This window comes from Kribbella sp. NBC_01510 (assembly GCF_045040325.1).
Taxonomy (GTDB): domain Bacteria; phylum Actinomycetota; class Actinomycetes; order Propionibacteriales; family Kribbellaceae; genus Kribbella.
Window position 1 is genome coordinate 1,527,454 of record NZ_CP109418.1, and the last position, 16,936, is coordinate 1,544,389.

The following is a 16,936-nucleotide window of genomic DNA, read 5'->3' on the forward strand; positions in this document are numbered from 1 at the left end:
CCGTTATGCAGTCCTGGGTTCTGTGGTTGATCATCGCCGGCATCCTCGGCACGGCCGAGTTGATGACCGCGACCTTCGATCTGCTCCTGCTCGCGATCGCCGCGCTGGCCGCGGCCACGATCGCCGGGCTGGGCCTCGGGATGGGGCTCCAGCTGCTCGCGTTCGCCGTCACCGCCGCCGCGATGATCACACTGGTCCGCCCGGTCGCCCGCCGGCACCTGATGGGACACCCCCAGCTGCGCACCGGCGTGGCCGCGCTGATCGGCCGCGAGGCCGTCGTCCTGACCCCCTGCGGCCGCGAACCCGGCCGGGTCAAGATCGGCGGCGAGGAGTGGAGCGCTCGTTCGTACGACCCGGACCTGCTCATTCCCGCGGGCACCAGGGTCGACGTCTTCGCCATCGAGGGGGCTACCGCCCTCGTGCATCCTCAGGAGGATCCATGGCCGAACTGATCATCGGACTGGTCGTCGCCCTGCTCGCCATCGTGCTGGTCATCCGGACGGTCCGGATCGTGCCGCAGGCACGGGCCAGCAACGTCGAACGTCTGGGCCGCTTCCTGCGCACCCTCGAACCCGGGCTGAACATCCTCATCCCGTTCGTCGACCGGCCCCGGCAACTGATCGACCTGCGCGAGCAGGTGATCTCGTTCGAGCCGCGCTCGGTGATCACCGAGGACAACCTGGTCGTCGACATCGACACGGTGCTCTATGTCCAGGTCACCGATCCCCGCGCGGCGGCGTACGAGATCGCCAACTTCGAGCAGGCGATCGAGCAGCTGACCGTCACCACACTGCGCAACGTGATCGGCAGCCTGGACCTGGAGAAGGTGCTGACGTCGCGCGAGCACATCAACTCCCAGCTCCGCGGCGTACTGGACGAGGCGTCGGGCAAATGGGGCATCCGGGTGAACCGGGTCGAGCTGAAGGCGATCGACCCGCCGCCGTCGATCAAGGAGTCGATGGAGAAGCAGATGCGAGCGGACCGGGAGAAGCGGGCCGCGATCCTCACCGCCGAGGGCGTCCGGCAGTCCCGGATCCTGACCGCCGAGGGTGAGCGGCAGGCGGCGATCCTGCGGGCCGAGGGCCAGGCGAAGGCGATCGACACGGTGTTCGAGGCGATCCACCGCAACGACCCGGACCCGAAGCTGCTCGCATACCAGTACCTGCAGATGCTGCCCGAACTCGCCAAGGGCCCCGGCAACACCTTCTGGGTGATCCCGTCCGAGGTCACCGCCGCGTTGCAGAGCGTCACCCAGGCGTTCAACGGCCACATCCCCGGCCTCCCCGTCAGCCAGGTCCCCGAGGTCCCCAACGGCCACGCCCCTGAGGTCCCCAACGGCCATGTCCCGGAGATTCCCCCGAAATAGGTGCCCTGTCACCTAATCGGTTGTTCCCGAATGTCACTATGGGTGCATGGGGGAACCTTGGCTTGCGCTGGCGATCGCCATCCCGACCGGTGGGATGGCGATCCTGGCGTATCTGGTGGTCGGACTCGTCATCGGCATCGAGAGCATGGGGGTGCCGCTACCGGGTGAGACCACACTCGTCGCGGCGGCGCTGCTCGCCTCCCAGGGGCACCACCTGCACATCCAGTACGTGATCGGTGCGGCCGCGATCGGGGCGATCGTCGGCGACTCGATCGGCTACTTCATCGGCCGCAAGGCCGGCCGCGGCCTGTTCGAGCGGCTCGGCCGCCGGTCCCGCCATTTCTCCGAGGACCGGATCGTCCGCGCCGAGAAGTACTTCCAGAAGTACGGCGTCTGGACGGTGTTCTTCGGGCGCTTCGTGGCCCTGCTGCGGATCTTCGCCGGCCCGATGGCCGGCATGTTGCGGATGCCGTACCCACGGTTCCTGGCCGCGAACGCGGCCGGCGGCATCGCCTGGTCGGCCACGATCGGCATCGTCGCGTACAAGGTCGGCGACAACGCCGACAAGATCTTCGGCCGGGTGTCGGTCTGGGCCCTGGTCGTGATCGGGGTGGCCGTGGTCGCGGCGTACGTCGTCCACAAGATCCGCAAGCGGCGGCACGCCGCGCCGACCGTGCCGGAGCGCCAGTCAGCGGATGTGTAGCGCCAGCTGCGGCGTGATCGTCCCGCTCATCGACCGGCCGAACATCATCGCGCCGGGGATGACGAACCGGTAGACGAAGTCACCCGCCTGCCCGGCGGTGAAGGCCAGCGCGGTCTGCCCCCGGCGCATCGCCGTCGCCTTGACGTTGACCCACTTGCGGGTCTGCCTGTTCCAGGACTGCAGCATCGCGGTCGAGTTCATCGCCGGCTTGACCGTCGCGAAGACGGTGACGCTGGTGCCGCGCTTCTTGGCCGTCTCCCCGCCGATGAATCCGGCCGACGCGATCCGGACCACACTCCGGGTGTACGCCGGCTTGCTGGTCGACGGCCCGGTGATGATGCCGGCCTTGGTGTACGCCGGCACGGTGATCTTGTACGGCCGGCTTCCTCCGGTCGGTACGGCGATGTCGTAATGCCCACCGGCGGTCGTCTTACCGATGGCCGCCGGGGTCCAGCGCGAGCCCGGGGTGACCTGGGTCAGCACTACCACCGGCACGCCGGCCGGCGTCGCCCGCTGCTGCACACACGGCGTCTCCGCCTCGCAGCCGACCTGCTGCAGGACGACTCGCCCGCGGACCAGGATCGGCACGCTGAACTGGGCCAGAGCCGGCACGGCCGCGTTGATCGAGCTGGTCAGGCCGAGCACCTGCCCGCCCATCCGGGTGCTCCACTCGTTCTGGGTCCGGAGCTGGAACACGTACGGCGGCTTGATGCTCTTGATCACCTGCCGCGTCGACGTCGTACCCGGGCCGATATCCCGCAGCAGTTGCCCGGGCCGCCCGATCATCGGCACGTACTTCTGGGTGTGTTTGCCCGTCACGTCGAGCGGGTCGTTCGGGGTGAAGTCCTGGGGCGCCACCGGCACCGACCACTTGATCAGCACACCCCGGCCCAACGGCGTCGCTCCGGCCGCACTCGGCTGCACCGGACCGTCGGTGTCGAACACGACCGAGCGGGCGAGCTTGCTGGTCACGCCACCCTGCGACGTTCCGGTGGCGACCGCCACCTTGTAGTTACCGTCCGGTGGGAACGCCGACGTCGGGATCTCCCAGCTGTTCGGCTCGCCGGCCGCGACGTACTTCACGTACGACGGACTCTCGCTGAGCACACCCTCGATCGTGATCCGGTTCGGCGCGTTGGCGTCCTTCCAGGTGACCAGGACGGCGGCCCGGCCCTCCGGGGCCCACGCGACCGCGACGTTCGTGGGCATCGGGTCCGACGCGCAGGCGGTGAGCGCGGTCGCAGCGACCAGCGCTGCCAGCGCAACGGCGAGGGCACGCCGCACTCGGACCACCTCGTCTCAGCTGCCTCACAACCGACCGGGTGAACCATACCCAGTAGCGGGCGCCTATCCCGAGGGACCGTTGCCGGATCGGTATGACGCTTCTACCGTGAGAAGAGCCACAAGGGGGGACCAGGATGGCATTCATCGACACACCGAAGGACCCGGAGTTCTTCGAGCAGAACCGTGCGCCGGCCGGCCACGTGCCCAACTTCGTCGCCACGTTCGCGGCCCGTCCGGCCGTGTACGAGGCGTGGAAGCAACTCAACGGCGCGATCAAGGAATCGATGGACCTGCGCCGCTACGAGCTCGCCACGCTGGCTGCGGCGAGCGCACTGAAGTCCAGTTACTGCTGCCTCGCCCACGGCCAGGTCCTGGCCGACAAGTTCTACACGTCCGAAGAGGTCGCGGCCCTCGTCAGTGAGCCGGCGAACGACCCGGTCGACCGGGCGGTGATGGCCTTCGCCCGCAAGGTGGCGCTATCGGCCGACGCCGTCACGCAGGATGACGTGGACGCACTGAAGGCCCTCGGCCTGACCGACACCGACGTCCTCGACGTGGTCCTGGCCGCGGCCGCGCGATCCTTCTTCTCCAAGGCCCTCGACGCGACCGGCACTCCCCCCGACGCGGCCTTCAACGGTCTGCCGGAGACGCTCCGTACGGCGCTCACGGTCGGGCGGCCGATTCACTCGGGCTGATTGTCCGGCCCGCCGCCCAGGTGGAACTTCGTGGTGACCCCGGTGTACATCAGGTGCGTGACCAGGCCCTGCGCCGCGTGCGGCAGGTTGTGGCAGTGGTCCATCCAGATGCCCGGGTTGTTCGCGACGAAGGCGACCTCATAGGTCTCCTTGTCCTCGACATTGAGCGAATCGGTCCACCACGGGCTGCCGGTCGCGGCCACACCGTTGCGACTCAGTACGACGACGTGGTGGCCGTGCAGGTGCATCGGATGGACCTGCCCGGAGGTGTTCTTGACGGTCATCCGGACGATGTCGCCCTCGGTCACCACGAACATCGGCACATCCGGGTACTGATGCCCGTTGATCGTCCACCACAGTCCGGGCTTGCCGTCGAAGAACCCGATCCGCCGCCCGATGTTGTACTGGAACGCCCGCGTCGCCTTCGCCGGATCGAACCCGAGCGCCTTCGGCGAGCCATAGGTCAACAGGTCGACCTGATCCCGCGGTTGCGTACCGGTCGGCGCGTTGCCGTCGCCGATCACCAGAGTGGTCGGTCCTCCGCCCAGACCCATCCGCACCGCCGATCCCGGCGGGATCGTCACCTGCAGGTCGATCCGGCCGCCCGCGGTGACGAGCACGGTCTTGCCACTCACCTCCGGCGGCACGTTCACCTCGTTCCCGTCCACCGCGACGACCTTGTACGGCGCTCCGTCGACCCAGGTCGCCATCGGTCCGTTGTCCGTGTTGATCAGTCGCACCCGGACCGTCGGACCAGGTGCCGCCACCCGGCGTTCGCCGTACTCGCCGTTGACTGTTCGCACCTTGTCGTAGGTGTGGACCGCGGCGATCACGTCGCTGGGTGTGGGCTTGACGATCAGTACGCCGTACAGGCCCTTCTTCACCAGTTCGTGCGAGACCTGGTGGGAGTGGTACCAGTACGTGCCGGCGTCCTGCGCGACGAAGCGGTAGACGAACGACTGCCCGACTCCGACCGCGTCCTGGGTGACTCCGGCGACGCCGTCCTCAGCAGCCGGTACGTCGACGCCGTGCCAGTGCAGTGTGATCCCTTCGGGCACAGACTCGTTGTGCACGGTGACCTGGATCAGATCGCCTTGTTTTGCGACGATCTGCGGACCCGGTGACTTGTGGTTCAAGGTGTAGCCGTCCATCGACCCGCGGCCGGGAATGTCGAACTTCTCCTTGCGGGCCACCAGATCCACCACCACGTCGGCCGTTCGATTCGCCGGCCCGGTGAGGGTGCTGACGTCCACTCCGTGATGCACGTGCTCCGCCGGGCCACCGCCGAAGTCGGCGTACCCCATCGCCATTGGCGACAGGTCGTTCGGCACCAGGCTCCGCTGCCAGAAGAACGCTATCGGCGTCAGGACGACAAGCGTCGCAAGGATCCCCAGCAGGACACGGCGAGGCGGCAGCCGCACCGTCACGGCCGCTGTCCGTCAGTTGCCAAGGGCATCTAAGCGGTCGCCTCGGTGGTGGTCTCCGTGGTGGCCACCGGAGCGCCGGCGGCTCGCCGGGAGGCGATGGCCGCGACCGCGAGGAGCGCGAAGGCGTTCAGACCGTGCAGCAGCCCGAGCACAGGTGTTACACCGAACGACAGGAACGCAAGCGCGATCTGCAGGACGACCAGGCCGAACACGTACAGCGCCCACCTGATTCCGCCCGGCACGTGCGCGAAGAACGAGACGATCAGCAGCAGCAACGCGAGGATCGGGATCACCATCGTCCCGGTCTGGCCATGCAGTGTGTGACCGATGTTGCCGTCGTAGTTCTTGTCGATCACCAGACCGTCGTCCATGTCCTTGATCGCGGTGAACCAGCCGAGCGCGATGAACATCGCCTGCAGGACCACGCCGACCGCAACGAGTCCGGCAAGCACCCGATAAGTAGCTCTCATGATCTCCCCCCACGTAGCTGACCTCATGGTGATGCAGATCACCTGAAGGGCACAAGAGCTTCTGCCCGATGAGGCAACTATTGGTGGTTGCGGGCGAACGCCTGCTGCAGACCGTGCAAAGTGAGCAACGGCTCGTGACGGATCGGGGTCGCCAGCTCGCCGGCGAGCAACGGAGCGAGGGCGCCGGTCAGCACCACCGGAGTCGCGGGATCAAGCGACTGCTCCACGCGGATCCGGTCGACCAGGCCGTCGACGAGGGCCGCAAAACCGTGGATCGCTCCGGATTGCAGGGCTTCGACCGTGTTCTTGGCGACTACGGAGCGCGGCCGCACCAATTCGACCCGGCGCAGCTGGGCGGCCGCGGTGCCCAGCGCGTCGGTCGCGGTTTCGATGCCTGGGGCAATCACTCCGCCGATGAACGCGCCGGCCGGGCTGACCACATCGATGGTGATCGCCGTCCCCACGTCGACGACCAGGCACGGAGCGCCGTACCGCTGGACCGCCGCGAGGGCGTTCGCGATCCGGTCGGTGCCGACCTCGCGCGGGTTGTCCACCAGCACCGGCAGCCCGGTCTTCACTCCCGGCTCGACCACAACGCTCGGCACGTCCGGGTAGTACCGCGCGACTACCTCCCGCAACTCGTGCAGCACATGCGGTACGGCGGAACACACCGCGACCCCGGACACCGGGGACTCGCCGGTGAGCAGCCCCTGCAACAGGACCGCCCACTCGTCCGCCGTCCGGCGAGGGTCGGTGCCGACCCACCAATGCCGCTTGACCGTCCCCTCGAAGACCAGGCCGACCAGGGTCCGGGTGTTCTCGACGGCGACGGCGAGCAGCATCAGACGTCCTTGAAATTCAACTCAGTTCGCAGGTCCAGGGCGATGTCGAGCACCGGCGCGGAGTGGGTGAGCGCCCCGACCGCGAAGTAGTCCACGCCGGTCTCGGCGACCGCCCGGGCCTGATCGAGGGTCAGGCCGCCGGAGGCCTCCAGCCGCGCCCGGCCCGCCACGTTCTCGACCGCCTCGCGCAGCGACGGAATGTCCATGTTGTCCAGCAGGATCAGGTCGGCGCCGGACTCCAGCGCGATCAGCGCGTCGCCGACCGTGTCCACCTCGACCTCGACCGCGATGTCCGGATACGCCTTCCGGACCAGCCGGAACGCCTCGGCCACCCCACCGGCCGCGATCACGTGGTTGTCCTTGATCAGCGCCGCGTCGGACAGGCCCATCCGGTGGTTCTTCCCGCCACCACACCGGACGGCGTACTTCTCCAGCGACCGAAGGAGCGGCATCGTCTTGCGGGTGTCGCGGATGACCACGCCGGTGCCGTCGACCGCGTCCACCCAGCGCCGGGTCAGCGTTGCCACGCCGGAGAGGTGGCAGAGCAGGTTGAGCGTCGTGCGCTCGGCGGTCAGCAACTGCCGGGTCTTGCCGCGGATCGTCATCAGGATGTCGCCCTTGCGCACCGAGGCACCGTCGCGGACCGAGTACTCGAGCTCGACCTCGTCCGGCGCGGCGACCTGCCGGATCACCAGTTCGGCGATCTCCAGGCCGGCGACCACGCCGTCGGCCCGGGCGACCAGCTCGGCGACCGAGATCTGGTCCGGATCGACCGTGGCCGTCGTGGTGACGTCGACGCCCCCGGCCAGGTCCTCCTCGATGGTGGCCCGCACGAGGTCGGCGACCCACTGCCTGTCGACCGTCTCATCCATGTTGTCTCTCCTCGGATCCGTGCGGCACGAACGTGCTGACCGGCCGCGCCGACTGACCCTCGGACGGGAGGGTCAGGTCAAGATTGCCCGACCAGTGCCGGTCGTCGCGATCCGGGTAGTCCTCACGCCAGTGTGAGCCGCGGCTCTCCTCGCGCGCGGTGGCGGCCTCGATCAGCGCGGACGCCACTGTGACCAGGTTGGTCACCTCCCATCCCGGCGTACCCGGCTCGCCGGCGGGCTGCTCGATCAGCTTGCCGAGCGCCGCGCCGGCCTCCGACAGTCCGCTCGCACTCCGGATCACTCCGGCGCCGACCGTCATCGCCCGCTGCAGCTCGGGTACTACGTCCGCGTCGACCAGACCGGGGACACGGGTGTCCACGGCCGGCTCGCGCAGCTCAGGAAGACCGTTGGCCAGCTGGGCGGCGATGCGTCGGGCGAAGACGAGCCCTTCGAGCAGCGAGTTCGAGGCCAGGCGGTTGGCACCGTGTACGCCGGTGCACGCGACCTCGCCGCACGCGTACAAACCGGGCACCGAGGTCTGTCCGTGCAGGTCGGTCCAGACCCCGCCGGACGAGTAGTGGCAGGCCGGCGCGACCGGGATCAGTTCCCGCACCGGGTCGATACCGTGCGACCGGCAGGCCGCCAGGATGGTCGGGAACCGGACCCGCCATTTCTCGTCGCCGAAGTGCCGTGCGTCCAGGTAGACGTGATCCTTGCCGGTGGCAAGCATCCGCCGCATGATCGCCTTCGCCACGATGTCGCGCGGGGCGAGATCGGCCAGCTCGTGCTGACCCTGCATGAAGCGATTGCCTTCGTGGTCGACCAGGAACGCGCCTTCGCCCCGAACCGCCTCGGACACCAGCGGCTGCTGGCCCTTCGCGCTCTTGCCCAGCCAGAGCACGGTCGGGTGGAACTGCACGAACTCCAGGTCACGCACCTTCGCGCCGGCCCGCAACGCCAGCGCCATGCCGTCACCCGTCGACACGCTCGGGTTCGTGGTGGCGGCGTACAACTGACCGATGCCGCCGGAGGCGAGGATCACCACCCGGCTGCGGACCGCGCCGACACCGTCGAGCTGCCCCTCGCCCATCACGTGCAGGGTGACGCCGGCGATGGCGCCGTCCTCGGCGGTCAACAGATCGATGACGAGGGCGTGCTCGATCAGCCGGATGTCGTCGGCCCGCTTGACCGCGGCGACGAGGGCCCGCTCGATCTCCGCGCCGGTCGCGTCGCCACCGGCGTGCGCGATGCGATTGCGGTGATGCCCGCCTTCCCGGCCCAGCGAGAGGTCGCCGTCGACGGTGTCGAACCGCGCACCCAACTCGATCAGGTCCCGGACGGCGTCCGGTCCCTCGGTGACCAGGACGCGGACGGCCTCCGGATCGCTCAGCCCGGCGCCGGCGACGAGGGTGTCCTGGAGGTGCTCTTCGGGCGAGTCCTCCGGATCGAGGGCGGCCGCGATCCCGCCCTGGGCCCACTGGGTCGAGCCGGAGGCGACGACATCCTTCGTCACCACGAGCACGGATCCCAGCTCACGAGCCTTCAGGGCGGCGGTCAGCCCGGCGATCCCGGACCCGATCACCACCACATCGACGGTATCGGTCCAGCCGGGTTCCGGCGCGGCCAGCCGTTGCGGGACTGCAGGTCCGGTCACGGGGCCTCCCGGCCTGGACCGAGGAGCGGAGGGAGCGCAGCGACTGGAGCGACGAGGGAAGGCCGGGAGTCAAAGCCCCGTGACCCCCGCGCCGGAGGCGCGGCATTCAACACGGTCATCCCGCGACGGTATCAATCGAATTCATCGCAGCGTGATGGAAATGTTGTCAATGAGACGGGTGGCTCCCACGCGGGCGGCGATCAGCATGCGGGCCTCGCCGGGGCCGATCACCGGGCCGAGGTCCGGTGCGCGCAGGGCGAGATAGTCGATCCGGACCGATGGGACCGCCTCGAGCTCGGCGTGGGCGGCGGCCATCACGGCGTCCGGGCCGTTCATCCCGGCCTTGGCTCCGGCGGTCAGTGCGCGGTAGAGCACCAGCGCCTCGTCACGCTCGGTCTCGTCGAGGTAGCGATTGCGTGAGGACAACGCGAGTCCGTCAGGCTCCCGCACGGTCGGCACCGGCACGATGTCGACGTCCCAGTCGAGGTCACAGATCATCTCGCGGATCAGCGTGAGCTGCTGGTAGTCCTTCTCGCCGAACAGGGCCAGGTCGGGCGCGGTCAGGTGCAGCATCTTCGCCACCACCGTCAGCACGCCGGCGAAGTGGCCCGGCCGGACCATCCCCTCGAGCTCGTCGGCCAGTGGCCCGGGATGCACGGTGATGGACGGCTCGTTCGGGTAGAGCTCGTCGCGGGACGGGTTGAAGACCAGGTCGACGCCCTCGTTCTTGGCGATCGCCAGGTCACTGGCCAGCGTGCGCGGATAGCGGTCGAAGTCCTCGGAGGGCCCGAACTGCAACGGGTTCACGAAGATCGTCAGCACCACACTGCCGTCCGGTCCGACCCGCTCGCGGGCCTCGGCCAGGAGCGCGGCATGGCCGTCGTGCAGGGCGCCCATCGTCATCACGACCGCCCGCGGCCGGATCGCCGCGGCCGCTCGCAGTTCGGCCTTCGTCTGGGTGAGTCTCATCGCGGTGCCTCCCCTGTTCGATCCCGCTCGAGCACCTCGTCGAACCGTGCCACCGTGTCCGGGTCCAGTCGTCCGTCGGCCGCCGCCAGTTCCACCGTCGCGCGGGCCAGTTCGGCGTACGTGCTCGCCGTCCGGTCCCGCAGTACGGACAGATGTGCTGCCACCGTGTCGACATCGCCCCGGGCGATCGGCCCGGTGAGCGCATGATGACCGGATCGCAGCGTGTTGTCGAGGGTTGCGGCCAGCAGCGGACGGAGTGTCGCAGCCGGATCCGCCACGCCTGCTTCCCGCAGTACGCCGACCGCTTGGGTGAGCAACGTTGTCAGGTGGTTCGCGCCATGTGTAAGACCGGCGTGGTACCGCGCCCGCTGCTCGTCGGCCACCCACTGCAGCTGAGCCCCGAGAGCCTTCACCAGGCGCTCCACCATCGGCCGTGCCTCATCCGGTGCGGTCGCCGTGAACATGATGCCGTCCAGACGCACCGCGCCCCCGGGAAACGTCATCGACGGGTGCAGTGCCACCGGCATCGCGGCCAGCCCGGCCAGCGGTCCGAGTCCGTGGGCGCCGGACAGGTGGACGACGTATTGCGCACTGGTCAGCGGCAACGTGTGGGCGACGTCGTGGATCAGGTCGTCCGGTACGGCGACCAGGACGACGTCGGCACGAGTGGTGACCTCATCGGCGGGCAGCACGGGCACATGCGGAAGAAGACGGGCGGCGCGTTCGCGTGACGCGCCCGACCGTGCGGTGGCACCGACCAGGGGATGTCCGGCTGCCGCCAAGGCTGCTCCCACGGCGGTTCCGGCCCGGCCGGCTCCGATCAAGCCGATCCGTTCCATCACTCAACTCTCTTCGTTCCAGTCCCGCGCGGGGTACCAGACGATCTCCCTGCCAGCGTAGGTGATGAGAGCATGCCTTGGTGAGCGATGCCTGGGCCGCGCGGAGTGGATTGACCGCGATTCTGATCACAGTCCCCGAACTTGCGGCGTACACCGAGCGCTGGCGCTCGGTGTCGCGGTCGACCGCGCGATCACACGTCCCACTGACCGAGCTGATCCCGCCACACGTCACTGTGCTGGTCCCGTGGGTCGCGGAGCCCACGGAGGCCGACGTCCGGCGACTGGCGGATGCGGTGGCGTCGTTCGAGCCGTTCGAGCTCAGCTTCCCGACCGCGGGTCAGTTCCCGAACGGCACGGCGTGGCTGAAGCCCGAACCGTACGACGCCGTCGTCTCGTTGCTGTACTCGGTCTTCCAGGCCTTCCCTGAGTGTCCGCCGTACGGCGGTGAGTTCCCGGACCCGCAGCCACACCTGACCATCTCGTCGTCCGAGCAGGGTGGCCCGGCGGTCGTCGCTGAGGCCCGTGAGGCTCTCGCCGCCGCGCCCGCGCCACGAATTCAGCTCACCGAGCTCGGGCTGTGGCGGGAAGGCGAGGACGGTGTGTGGCGCCAGTTCGACGCCGTACCGCTGGGTGCGCGGTGACCACGTTCCGGGCGGCCTGGCAAACGGCGCTCTACGGCCCCGGCGGGTTCTACCGGCGGGAACGCCCAGCTGCCCACTTCCGTACGTCGGTGCACGCGTCGGCGCTGTTCGGTCAGGCCATCGCCCGGCTGGCGCGTGCGGTCGGTGCTGATCAGGTCGTGGACATCGGCGCGGGATCCGGCGAACTGGGCAAGGTGTTGCGCGACGAGGGTTTGCCGGTGGTGGAGATCGAGCTGGACGACGACCTGCCGACTGTTCTGACCGGTCTGGTGATCGCGAACGAGTGGCTCGACAACATCCCGTGTGAGTTGGTCGAGTGGGACGAGGACGGCGTACCGCGCTATCTGTCGGCCGACCTGACGGTGGGAGATGTTGTCGACGGCAACGATCTGGACTGGTTGCGGCGCTGGTGGCCCGGCGAGCCCGGCGACCGCGCCGAGATCGGCCGGACCCGCGACGAGGCCTGGGCATCCGTGGTCGACCGGTTGGCGGACGGTGCGGTCGCGATCGCCATCGACTACGGACATCTCCGCACCGACCGGCCGCCGTACGGGACTGTGAACGGCTTCCGGGCCGGGCGGGAGTGCGAGCCGGTCCTGGACGGCTCGTGCGATGTGACCGCGCATGTGGCTTGGGACTCGCTGGGTGGGTCTCTCGTGCTCCAGCGGGACGCTCTGCGTGCCCTGGGGGTCAGTGCGGCCCGTCCGAGCCTGGAGCTGGCTCAGAAGGAGCCGCTGCGCTATGTGGCCGAACTGTCGTCGGCCGGTGAGGCCGCCGAACTACTGGACCCCTCTGGGCTCGGCGGGTTCGGCTGGGTGTGGACCGCGGTCGGAGCGGACGCCACCCGGCGTGCTTCGCGGGCTCTCTCTGCCTGAGCCTGGACCAGTTGCGCGGCCTCGAGTTGGTCGCGGTGAAGCGCGATGGCGTCCGTCGGGCCGAGTGGAGTGTCCACGTGGACGTTAGCCAGGCCTAGCCGCCGTTGGAGCGGGCCCTGCTCCAGCCGCACGGACTGAGTCTTGTGGTGCAGCACGATCGACGTACGGCGGCTCACCCAGCCGCGCACTGTGACCAGCACCTGGTCGTCAGCGCCGTACGCGAGATAGCGCCAGCCGACGGGGCGCAGCCACTTGGCCCGCTCCGGGGCGACGTGCATCTGGATGCTCGCGAGGTCGAGTCCCGGGAGGATGCGGGCCAGCACGCCCGCGACCTCGCCACGGTCGCCGACCGGCAGGAGCTGGGCGCCCTGGCGCTCGTCGTCGCCGTCCTCCTTGTTGCCGGCCACACCGGCGATGTCCAGCTCGACCCGGGACCAGCTGAGCAGGCGCCAGATCAGCGGCTCGGTGATCAGCAGGCCCTGCACGCGGCCGGGCGGGATGGTCTGCCGCTGCACGTCGAACAGGCCGCGCTTGGTCCGCAGACCATGGCCGCTCTCCGACAGGGTGAAGCCGTGGTTGCCGACGACCTGTTTCCAGATCGGCTGCACCACACCGAACAGCAGCGGCAGAGCAGCGAACAGACCGATGTGGAAGTCGAGCCACTCCGTCGCGACGATCAACCAGATCACGGCCCCCGCACTAGCGACGACTGTGGACGACAGCAGGGTCGCACCGAGCAGGCGAGTCGTCGGGACGACCAGAAGCGGTGCCGACTCCACCTGCTGTTCCTGCTGCTCGGCGACGCGCTCGCCCTTGGCCCGGACCAGCAGGATCGTCCGGAGCTGGACGGCCTCGTCGTACCGGAAATAGCTCAGCTTGCCGTCGCTCTTGCCACCGCCGGCCACGTCCATCCGCAGCTCGGCCATCCCGAACAGGCGGGCGACGAACGGCTGGGCCACGTCGATCGCCTGGATCCGGTCGAACCGGATGATCCGGGTCCGCCGGAACAGGAACCCGCTGTCCACCCGGATCGCATCGTCGGTCAGCTGCCACCTGGTGAAATACCAGGACAGGGCGCCGAGCAGGCTGCCGCCGACGAGTACGGCGGCCAGACCGATGCCGGCGAACGTCAGATTGCTGCGCAGACCCTCGTTGTTGACCAGTGCGACAGCCGCGACGACGAAGTAGCCCCAGCCCTTCACGAACGGGGTCAGCGGATGCAGCCGCGCCCCGGTCTGCTCCACGACCGCGGTCTGCCCGGGCGGATGCTCGGTCACAGGCCCCACGCCTGGGCCTGACCGAGGGCGGAGAGACGGTCACGCAGCCGGCCGGCCTCGTCCGGGTGCAGGCCCGGGATCTTGGCGTCGGTCGCCGGTGTCGCGGTGTGCAGCTCCACGGTCGCGATCCCGTACGCGCGCTCCAGCGGCCCCGCGGTCACGTCGACGAACTGCATCCGCCCGTACGGCACGACGACCAGCTCGCGGAACATGATCCCGTGGCTGACCAGCAGCTCGTCGTCGCGTTCGGCGTACTTCCAGGACCTCTGGTTCCGGCCGATCAGGACCCACGACCAGCCGAAGGCGGCCACCGCCACGAGCAGCGCCAGGCCGCCGTACACCCAGCCCAGGGTCAGTCCCAGCCCGAACAACGCCGCCAGCCCGAGCACGCCGGCCATGATCGCCGCGTTCAGCCGGCGGACCGCCGCCAGCTTCGGCGAGACCGGCGTCCAGCTGACATCCGAGGGTGCGAAGAGGTCATCCACACTCCAAGCCTGTCACGATAGGGGGCATGAGCACCGAAAGAGTGGTGGGAATCGGCGCGGGAGCGGCTGGATTCGACCCTGCGTACGAGCGCGGCGGGACCGGGATCGGCTCGGAACTGGCGACCACCGACATGGTGCTCAACATCGGTCCGCAGCACCCGGCGACGCACGGCGTACTGCGGCTGCGGCTGACCCTGGACGGCGAGCGGATCGTCGGGTGCGAGCCGATCATCGGCTACATGCACCGGGGCGCGGAGAAGCTGTTCGAGGTCCGCGACTACCGGCAGATCATCGTGCTGGCGAACCGGCACGACTGGCTGTCCGCTTTCGCCAACGAGCTCGGCGTCGTCATCGCGGTCGAGCGGATGATGGGCCTGGAGGTGCCGGTCCGTGCGGTCTGGCTGCGCACGCTGCTGGCCGAGCTGAACCGGATCCTGAACCACCTGATGTTCCTCGGCTCGTACCCGCTGGAGCTCGGCGCGATCACGCCGGTCTTCTACGCCTTCCGCGAGCGGGAGACGATCCAGGCCGTGATGGAGGAGCTCTCCGGCGGCCGGATGCACTACATGTTCAACCGGGTCGGCGGGCTGAAGGAGGACCTGCCGTACGGCTGGCTCGGTCGCGCGGCCGGAGCCTCGGCCGCGGTCCGCAAGCGGCTGCCCGACATCGAGGACATCGTGCTGGGCAACGAGATCTTCCGCGCCCGCACCGTCGGCGTCGGCAGACTCTCCCCCGAGCTCGTCTCGCAGTACGGCGTCTCCGGCCCGATCGCCCGCGCCTCCGGCGTCGACGCCGACCTCCGCCGCGACGAGCCCTACCTCGGGTACGACGAGTTGCTGCGCGACGGCGTACTCCGGGTGGTTACCCGGACCGACGGCGACTGCTTCTCCCGCTTCTCAGTGCTGCTGGAGCAGGTGAAGGTGTCGCTCGACCTGGTCGACGCCTGCCTGGACAAGCTGTCGGCGCTGCCGGCCGGGCCGATCAACGTCCGGCTGCCGAAGATCCTCAAGGTCCCCGAGGGCCAGACCTACGCCTGGACCGAGAGCCCGCTCGGCATCAACGGCTACTACCTGGTCTCCCGCGGCGACAAGACCCCGTGGCGCCTCAAGCTCCGCTCCGCCAGCTTCAACAACATCTCGGCCCTGCCCGCGCTGCTGCCCGGCACGATGATCCCCGACATGATCGCCATCCTCGGCAGCATGTTCTTCGTCGTCGGCGACATCGACAAGTAGCCGCACCCCGAAGCGCAGCGGCGACGCGCGTCGGCGGGGCGGGTCGGCAGGGCGGGTCGGCAGGGCGGGTCGGCAGGGCGGGTCGGCAGGGCGCGTCGGCGGGGCGGCGGCACAGCGGGCCGGGTCGGCGGGCAGGCGGCAGGGCGGGTCGGGGCGGCGGGGCGCCGGCAGGGCGGTCGGGTCGGTGGGGAAAGAAGCTTGCATCTGGCGACGAATTCCTTCCCCACCGACCCGCCCCGCCGCCGTACCTGACCGTCCCCGACCCCGTCCCTCACAGCGGTGGGGAAAGTAATCTGCATCTGGCGACGAATTCTTTCCCCGCCGTCCCCTCTACCCGGCCCCTGCCACTCAGCGGACCGGGCAGGTCGGGCTGCACGGGTGGGCCGGGAGGTGTGGATCCTTACGGCGCAGGACGTGCAGGACCTGTACGGCGGCGTCGCACGGGCGGCTGGTGACGTCGAGCCAGCCATAGCGCAGGGAGACCTCCGAGCGCAGGGCCGCGCGGTTGTCACGCGCGAGATCCCGCCACCGCTGTCGCGGGGCGAAATGGAAGCGGCCGTCGAGTTCGACCACCAGATCGAACGGCAGGTAGGCGACGTCGGTGAACTCGCCGTCCACCGCGCGCTGCCGCTGCCCCGACGGCAACCCGTGGGCGCGCTCGACCTTGTGCAGGTAGTGGAGCTCGAGCAGGGAATGTGTGCCCTCGGCGACATCCGCGAGGATTGATCCCAGTGCGGCCCGATGACGAAGCTGCGGCCTGTCGGCGAGTGCGCGCAGAATCTGGTCAGGCGTCACACGGGCACTCTGACAGGCCTCGGCGATCACCGCTGCCGCGTCGTCCAGACCGGCGGAGATGCCGACGATGTCCAGCACCGCGTCCGCGGGCCGGCGTCGCGGTGGGACGACTGCCGCCAGTCGATCCTCCCATTGCCTGTCCCGGGTGATCACGAGACCGGGGCGAGCGCGAACCCGCCGCCGCCAGGGGATGGTCACGTACACCGGACGCCGGTCATCGCACTTGATCAGGCCGAGCTGCTCCGCAGCGGTGTAGTGACTCCAGGCCGCCTCCGGCCCGGCGTAGAGCAGGGCGGCGACGAGCCGTTCGTCGTACCCGATCGGACCGGTGTGCGTCGCGTAGACCCCTGGATGAACCGTCCGCCACCGCCGGCCGCGCAGTCGTCGGCGGATGTCGGTGTCGGCCAAGCCCGCGGCCAGCGCCTGGGTGCGCGACACGATCTGGTGCTGGGCATGGATCAGGACCTGGAGGCCTTCGCCCGCGAGTTGTTGCCGCCACCACCAGTCCAC

General features: G+C 69.4%; 17 protein-coding genes and 1 pseudogene. 7 read left to right on the plus strand and 11 right to left on the minus strand.

The features are described 5' to 3' along the window. Window positions 1-5 precede the first annotated feature (5 nt). Genes OG558_RS07530 through OG558_RS07540 form a run of 3 tightly spaced genes read left to right on the plus strand, consistent with a single transcriptional unit; the run spans window position 6 to window position 2,069 of the window. Entirely contained in the window at window positions 6-452 is a 447-nt protein-coding gene (locus OG558_RS07530; protein ID WP_405069556.1) for an NfeD family protein, read from the plus strand. Continuing rightward, entirely contained in the window at window positions 440-1,366 is a 927-nt protein-coding gene (locus tag OG558_RS07535; RefSeq protein WP_405069557.1) for an SPFH domain-containing protein, read from the plus strand. The genes OG558_RS07530 and OG558_RS07535 overlap by 13 nt, the downstream gene beginning before the upstream one ends. A 46-nt stretch (window positions 1,367-1,412) precedes the next feature. Then, on the plus strand, window positions 1,413-2,069 hold the full coding sequence (locus OG558_RS07540) for a DedA family protein (RefSeq protein ID WP_405069558.1): 657 nt from the start codon (window positions 1,413-1,415) through the stop codon (window positions 2,067-2,069). Here the strand turns inward: OG558_RS07540 and OG558_RS07545 are convergent. Continuing rightward, a complete protein-coding gene (locus tag OG558_RS07545; protein ID WP_405069559.1) occupies window positions 2,055-3,353 on the minus strand; it encodes a hypothetical protein in 1,299 nt (432 codons plus the stop codon). The genes OG558_RS07540 and OG558_RS07545 overlap by 15 nt on opposite strands. A gap of 134 nt (window positions 3,354-3,487) precedes the next feature. Between OG558_RS07545 and OG558_RS07550 the strand changes: the two genes are divergently transcribed. After that, window positions 3,488-4,048: a carboxymuconolactone decarboxylase family protein gene (locus OG558_RS07550; RefSeq protein ID WP_405069561.1), complete on the plus strand. Its 561-nt coding sequence runs from the start codon at window positions 3,488-3,490 to the stop codon at window positions 4,046-4,048. Here the strand turns inward: OG558_RS07550 and OG558_RS07555 are convergent. The 7 genes from OG558_RS07555 to OG558_RS07585 form a co-directional block, all read right to left on the minus strand. Next, window positions 4,036-5,475 carry a multicopper oxidase family protein gene (locus OG558_RS07555; RefSeq protein ID WP_405069562.1) on the minus strand — a complete coding sequence of 480 codons (1,440 nt, stop codon included), beginning with the start codon at window positions 5,473-5,475 and terminating at the stop codon, window positions 4,036-4,038. The genes OG558_RS07550 and OG558_RS07555 overlap by 13 nt on opposite strands. Before the next feature lie 29 nt (window positions 5,476-5,504). Beyond that, window positions 5,505-5,945 (minus strand): hypothetical protein, encoded by a 441-nt coding sequence (locus OG558_RS07560; protein ID WP_405069563.1) that lies wholly within the window; start codon window positions 5,943-5,945, stop codon window positions 5,505-5,507. 77 nt (window positions 5,946-6,022) lie between these two features. Continuing rightward, window positions 6,023-6,787 carry a type III pantothenate kinase gene (locus OG558_RS07565; RefSeq protein ID WP_329482443.1) on the minus strand — a complete coding sequence of 255 codons (765 nt, stop codon included), beginning with the start codon at window positions 6,785-6,787 and terminating at the stop codon, window positions 6,023-6,025. Next, window positions 6,787-7,659, minus strand: coding sequence for a carboxylating nicotinate-nucleotide diphosphorylase (gene nadC, locus OG558_RS07570; protein ID WP_405069564.1), 873 nt, complete (start codon window positions 7,657-7,659; stop codon window positions 6,787-6,789). The genes OG558_RS07565 and nadC overlap by 1 nt, the downstream gene beginning before the upstream one ends. Further along, complete coding sequence (locus OG558_RS07575; protein ID WP_405069566.1) at window positions 7,652-9,313, minus strand: L-aspartate oxidase; 1,662 nt, start codon at window positions 9,311-9,313, stop codon at window positions 7,652-7,654. Before OG558_RS07575 ends, nadC begins: the two co-directional genes overlap by 8 nt. Before the next feature lie 141 nt (window positions 9,314-9,454). Then, window positions 9,455-10,282 (minus strand): pantoate--beta-alanine ligase, encoded by an 828-nt coding sequence (gene panC, locus OG558_RS07580; protein ID WP_328525813.1) that lies wholly within the window; start codon window positions 10,280-10,282, stop codon window positions 9,455-9,457. After that, complete coding sequence (locus tag OG558_RS07585; protein ID WP_405069567.1) at window positions 10,279-11,121, minus strand: Rossmann-like and DUF2520 domain-containing protein; 843 nt, start codon at window positions 11,119-11,121, stop codon at window positions 10,279-10,281. The genes panC and OG558_RS07585 overlap by 4 nt, the downstream gene beginning before the upstream one ends. A gap of 80 nt (window positions 11,122-11,201) precedes the next feature. Between OG558_RS07585 and OG558_RS07590 the strand changes: the two genes are divergently transcribed. Both OG558_RS07590 and OG558_RS07595 read left to right on the plus strand, forming a co-directional pair. Next, entirely contained in the window at window positions 11,202-11,762 is a 561-nt protein-coding gene (locus OG558_RS07590) for a 2'-5' RNA ligase family protein (RefSeq protein ID WP_405069568.1), read from the plus strand. Between the two features lie 221 nt (window positions 11,763-11,983). After that, window positions 11,984-12,394 (plus strand): annotated as a pseudogene (locus tag OG558_RS07595) (SAM-dependent methyltransferase); the annotation flags it as partial. Between the two features lie 107 nt (window positions 12,395-12,501). On the opposite strand, the gene OG558_RS07600 reads toward OG558_RS07595, so the two are convergent. After that, window positions 12,502-13,914, minus strand: coding sequence for a PH domain-containing protein (locus OG558_RS07600; RefSeq protein WP_405069569.1), 1,413 nt, complete (start codon window positions 13,912-13,914; stop codon window positions 12,502-12,504). Continuing rightward, on the minus strand, window positions 13,911-14,399 hold the full coding sequence (locus tag OG558_RS07605) for a PH domain-containing protein (protein WP_405069570.1): 489 nt from the start codon (window positions 14,397-14,399) through the stop codon (window positions 13,911-13,913). Before OG558_RS07605 ends, OG558_RS07600 begins: the two co-directional genes overlap by 4 nt. A gap of 26 nt (window positions 14,400-14,425) precedes the next feature. On the opposite strand from OG558_RS07605, the gene OG558_RS07610 reads away from it, so the two are divergent. Next, complete coding sequence (locus tag OG558_RS07610) at window positions 14,426-15,631, plus strand: NADH-quinone oxidoreductase subunit D (protein ID WP_405069571.1); 1,206 nt, start codon at window positions 14,426-14,428, stop codon at window positions 15,629-15,631. A 348-nt stretch (window positions 15,632-15,979) separates the two neighbouring features. Here the strand turns inward: OG558_RS07610 and OG558_RS07615 are convergent, their stop codons facing one another. Then, on the minus strand, window positions 15,980-16,936 hold the full coding sequence (locus tag OG558_RS07615; RefSeq protein ID WP_405069572.1) for a hypothetical protein: 957 nt from the start codon (window positions 16,934-16,936) through the stop codon (window positions 15,980-15,982).

Coding starts and splice junctions, on each gene's coding strand:
- nadC (WP_405069564.1), bottom strand. CDS start 7,659: ATGGATGAGACGGTCGACAGGCAGTGGGTCGCCGACCTCGTGCGGGCC.
- OG558_RS07540 (WP_405069558.1), top strand. CDS start 1,413: ATGGGGGAACCTTGGCTTGCGCTGGCGATCGCCATCCCGACCGGTGGG.
- OG558_RS07530 (WP_405069556.1), top strand. CDS start 6: ATGCAGTCCTGGGTTCTGTGGTTGATCATCGCCGGCATCCTCGGCACG.
- OG558_RS07585 (WP_405069567.1), bottom strand. CDS start 11,121: ATGGAACGGATCGGCTTGATCGGAGCCGGCCGGGCCGGAACCGCCGTG.
- OG558_RS07535 (WP_405069557.1), top strand. CDS start 440: ATGGCCGAACTGATCATCGGACTGGTCGTCGCCCTGCTCGCCATCGTG.
- OG558_RS07565 (WP_329482443.1), bottom strand. CDS start 6,787: ATGCTGCTCGCCGTCGCCGTCGAGAACACCCGGACCCTGGTCGGCCTG.
- panC (WP_328525813.1), bottom strand. CDS start 10,282: ATGAGACTCACCCAGACGAAGGCCGAACTGCGAGCGGCCGCGGCGATC.
- OG558_RS07550 (WP_405069561.1), top strand. CDS start 3,488: ATGGCATTCATCGACACACCGAAGGACCCGGAGTTCTTCGAGCAGAAC.
- OG558_RS07610 (WP_405069571.1), top strand. CDS start 14,426: ATGAGCACCGAAAGAGTGGTGGGAATCGGCGCGGGAGCGGCTGGATTC.
- OG558_RS07560 (WP_405069563.1), bottom strand. CDS start 5,945: ATGAGAGCTACTTATCGGGTGCTTGCCGGACTCGTTGCGGTCGGCGTG.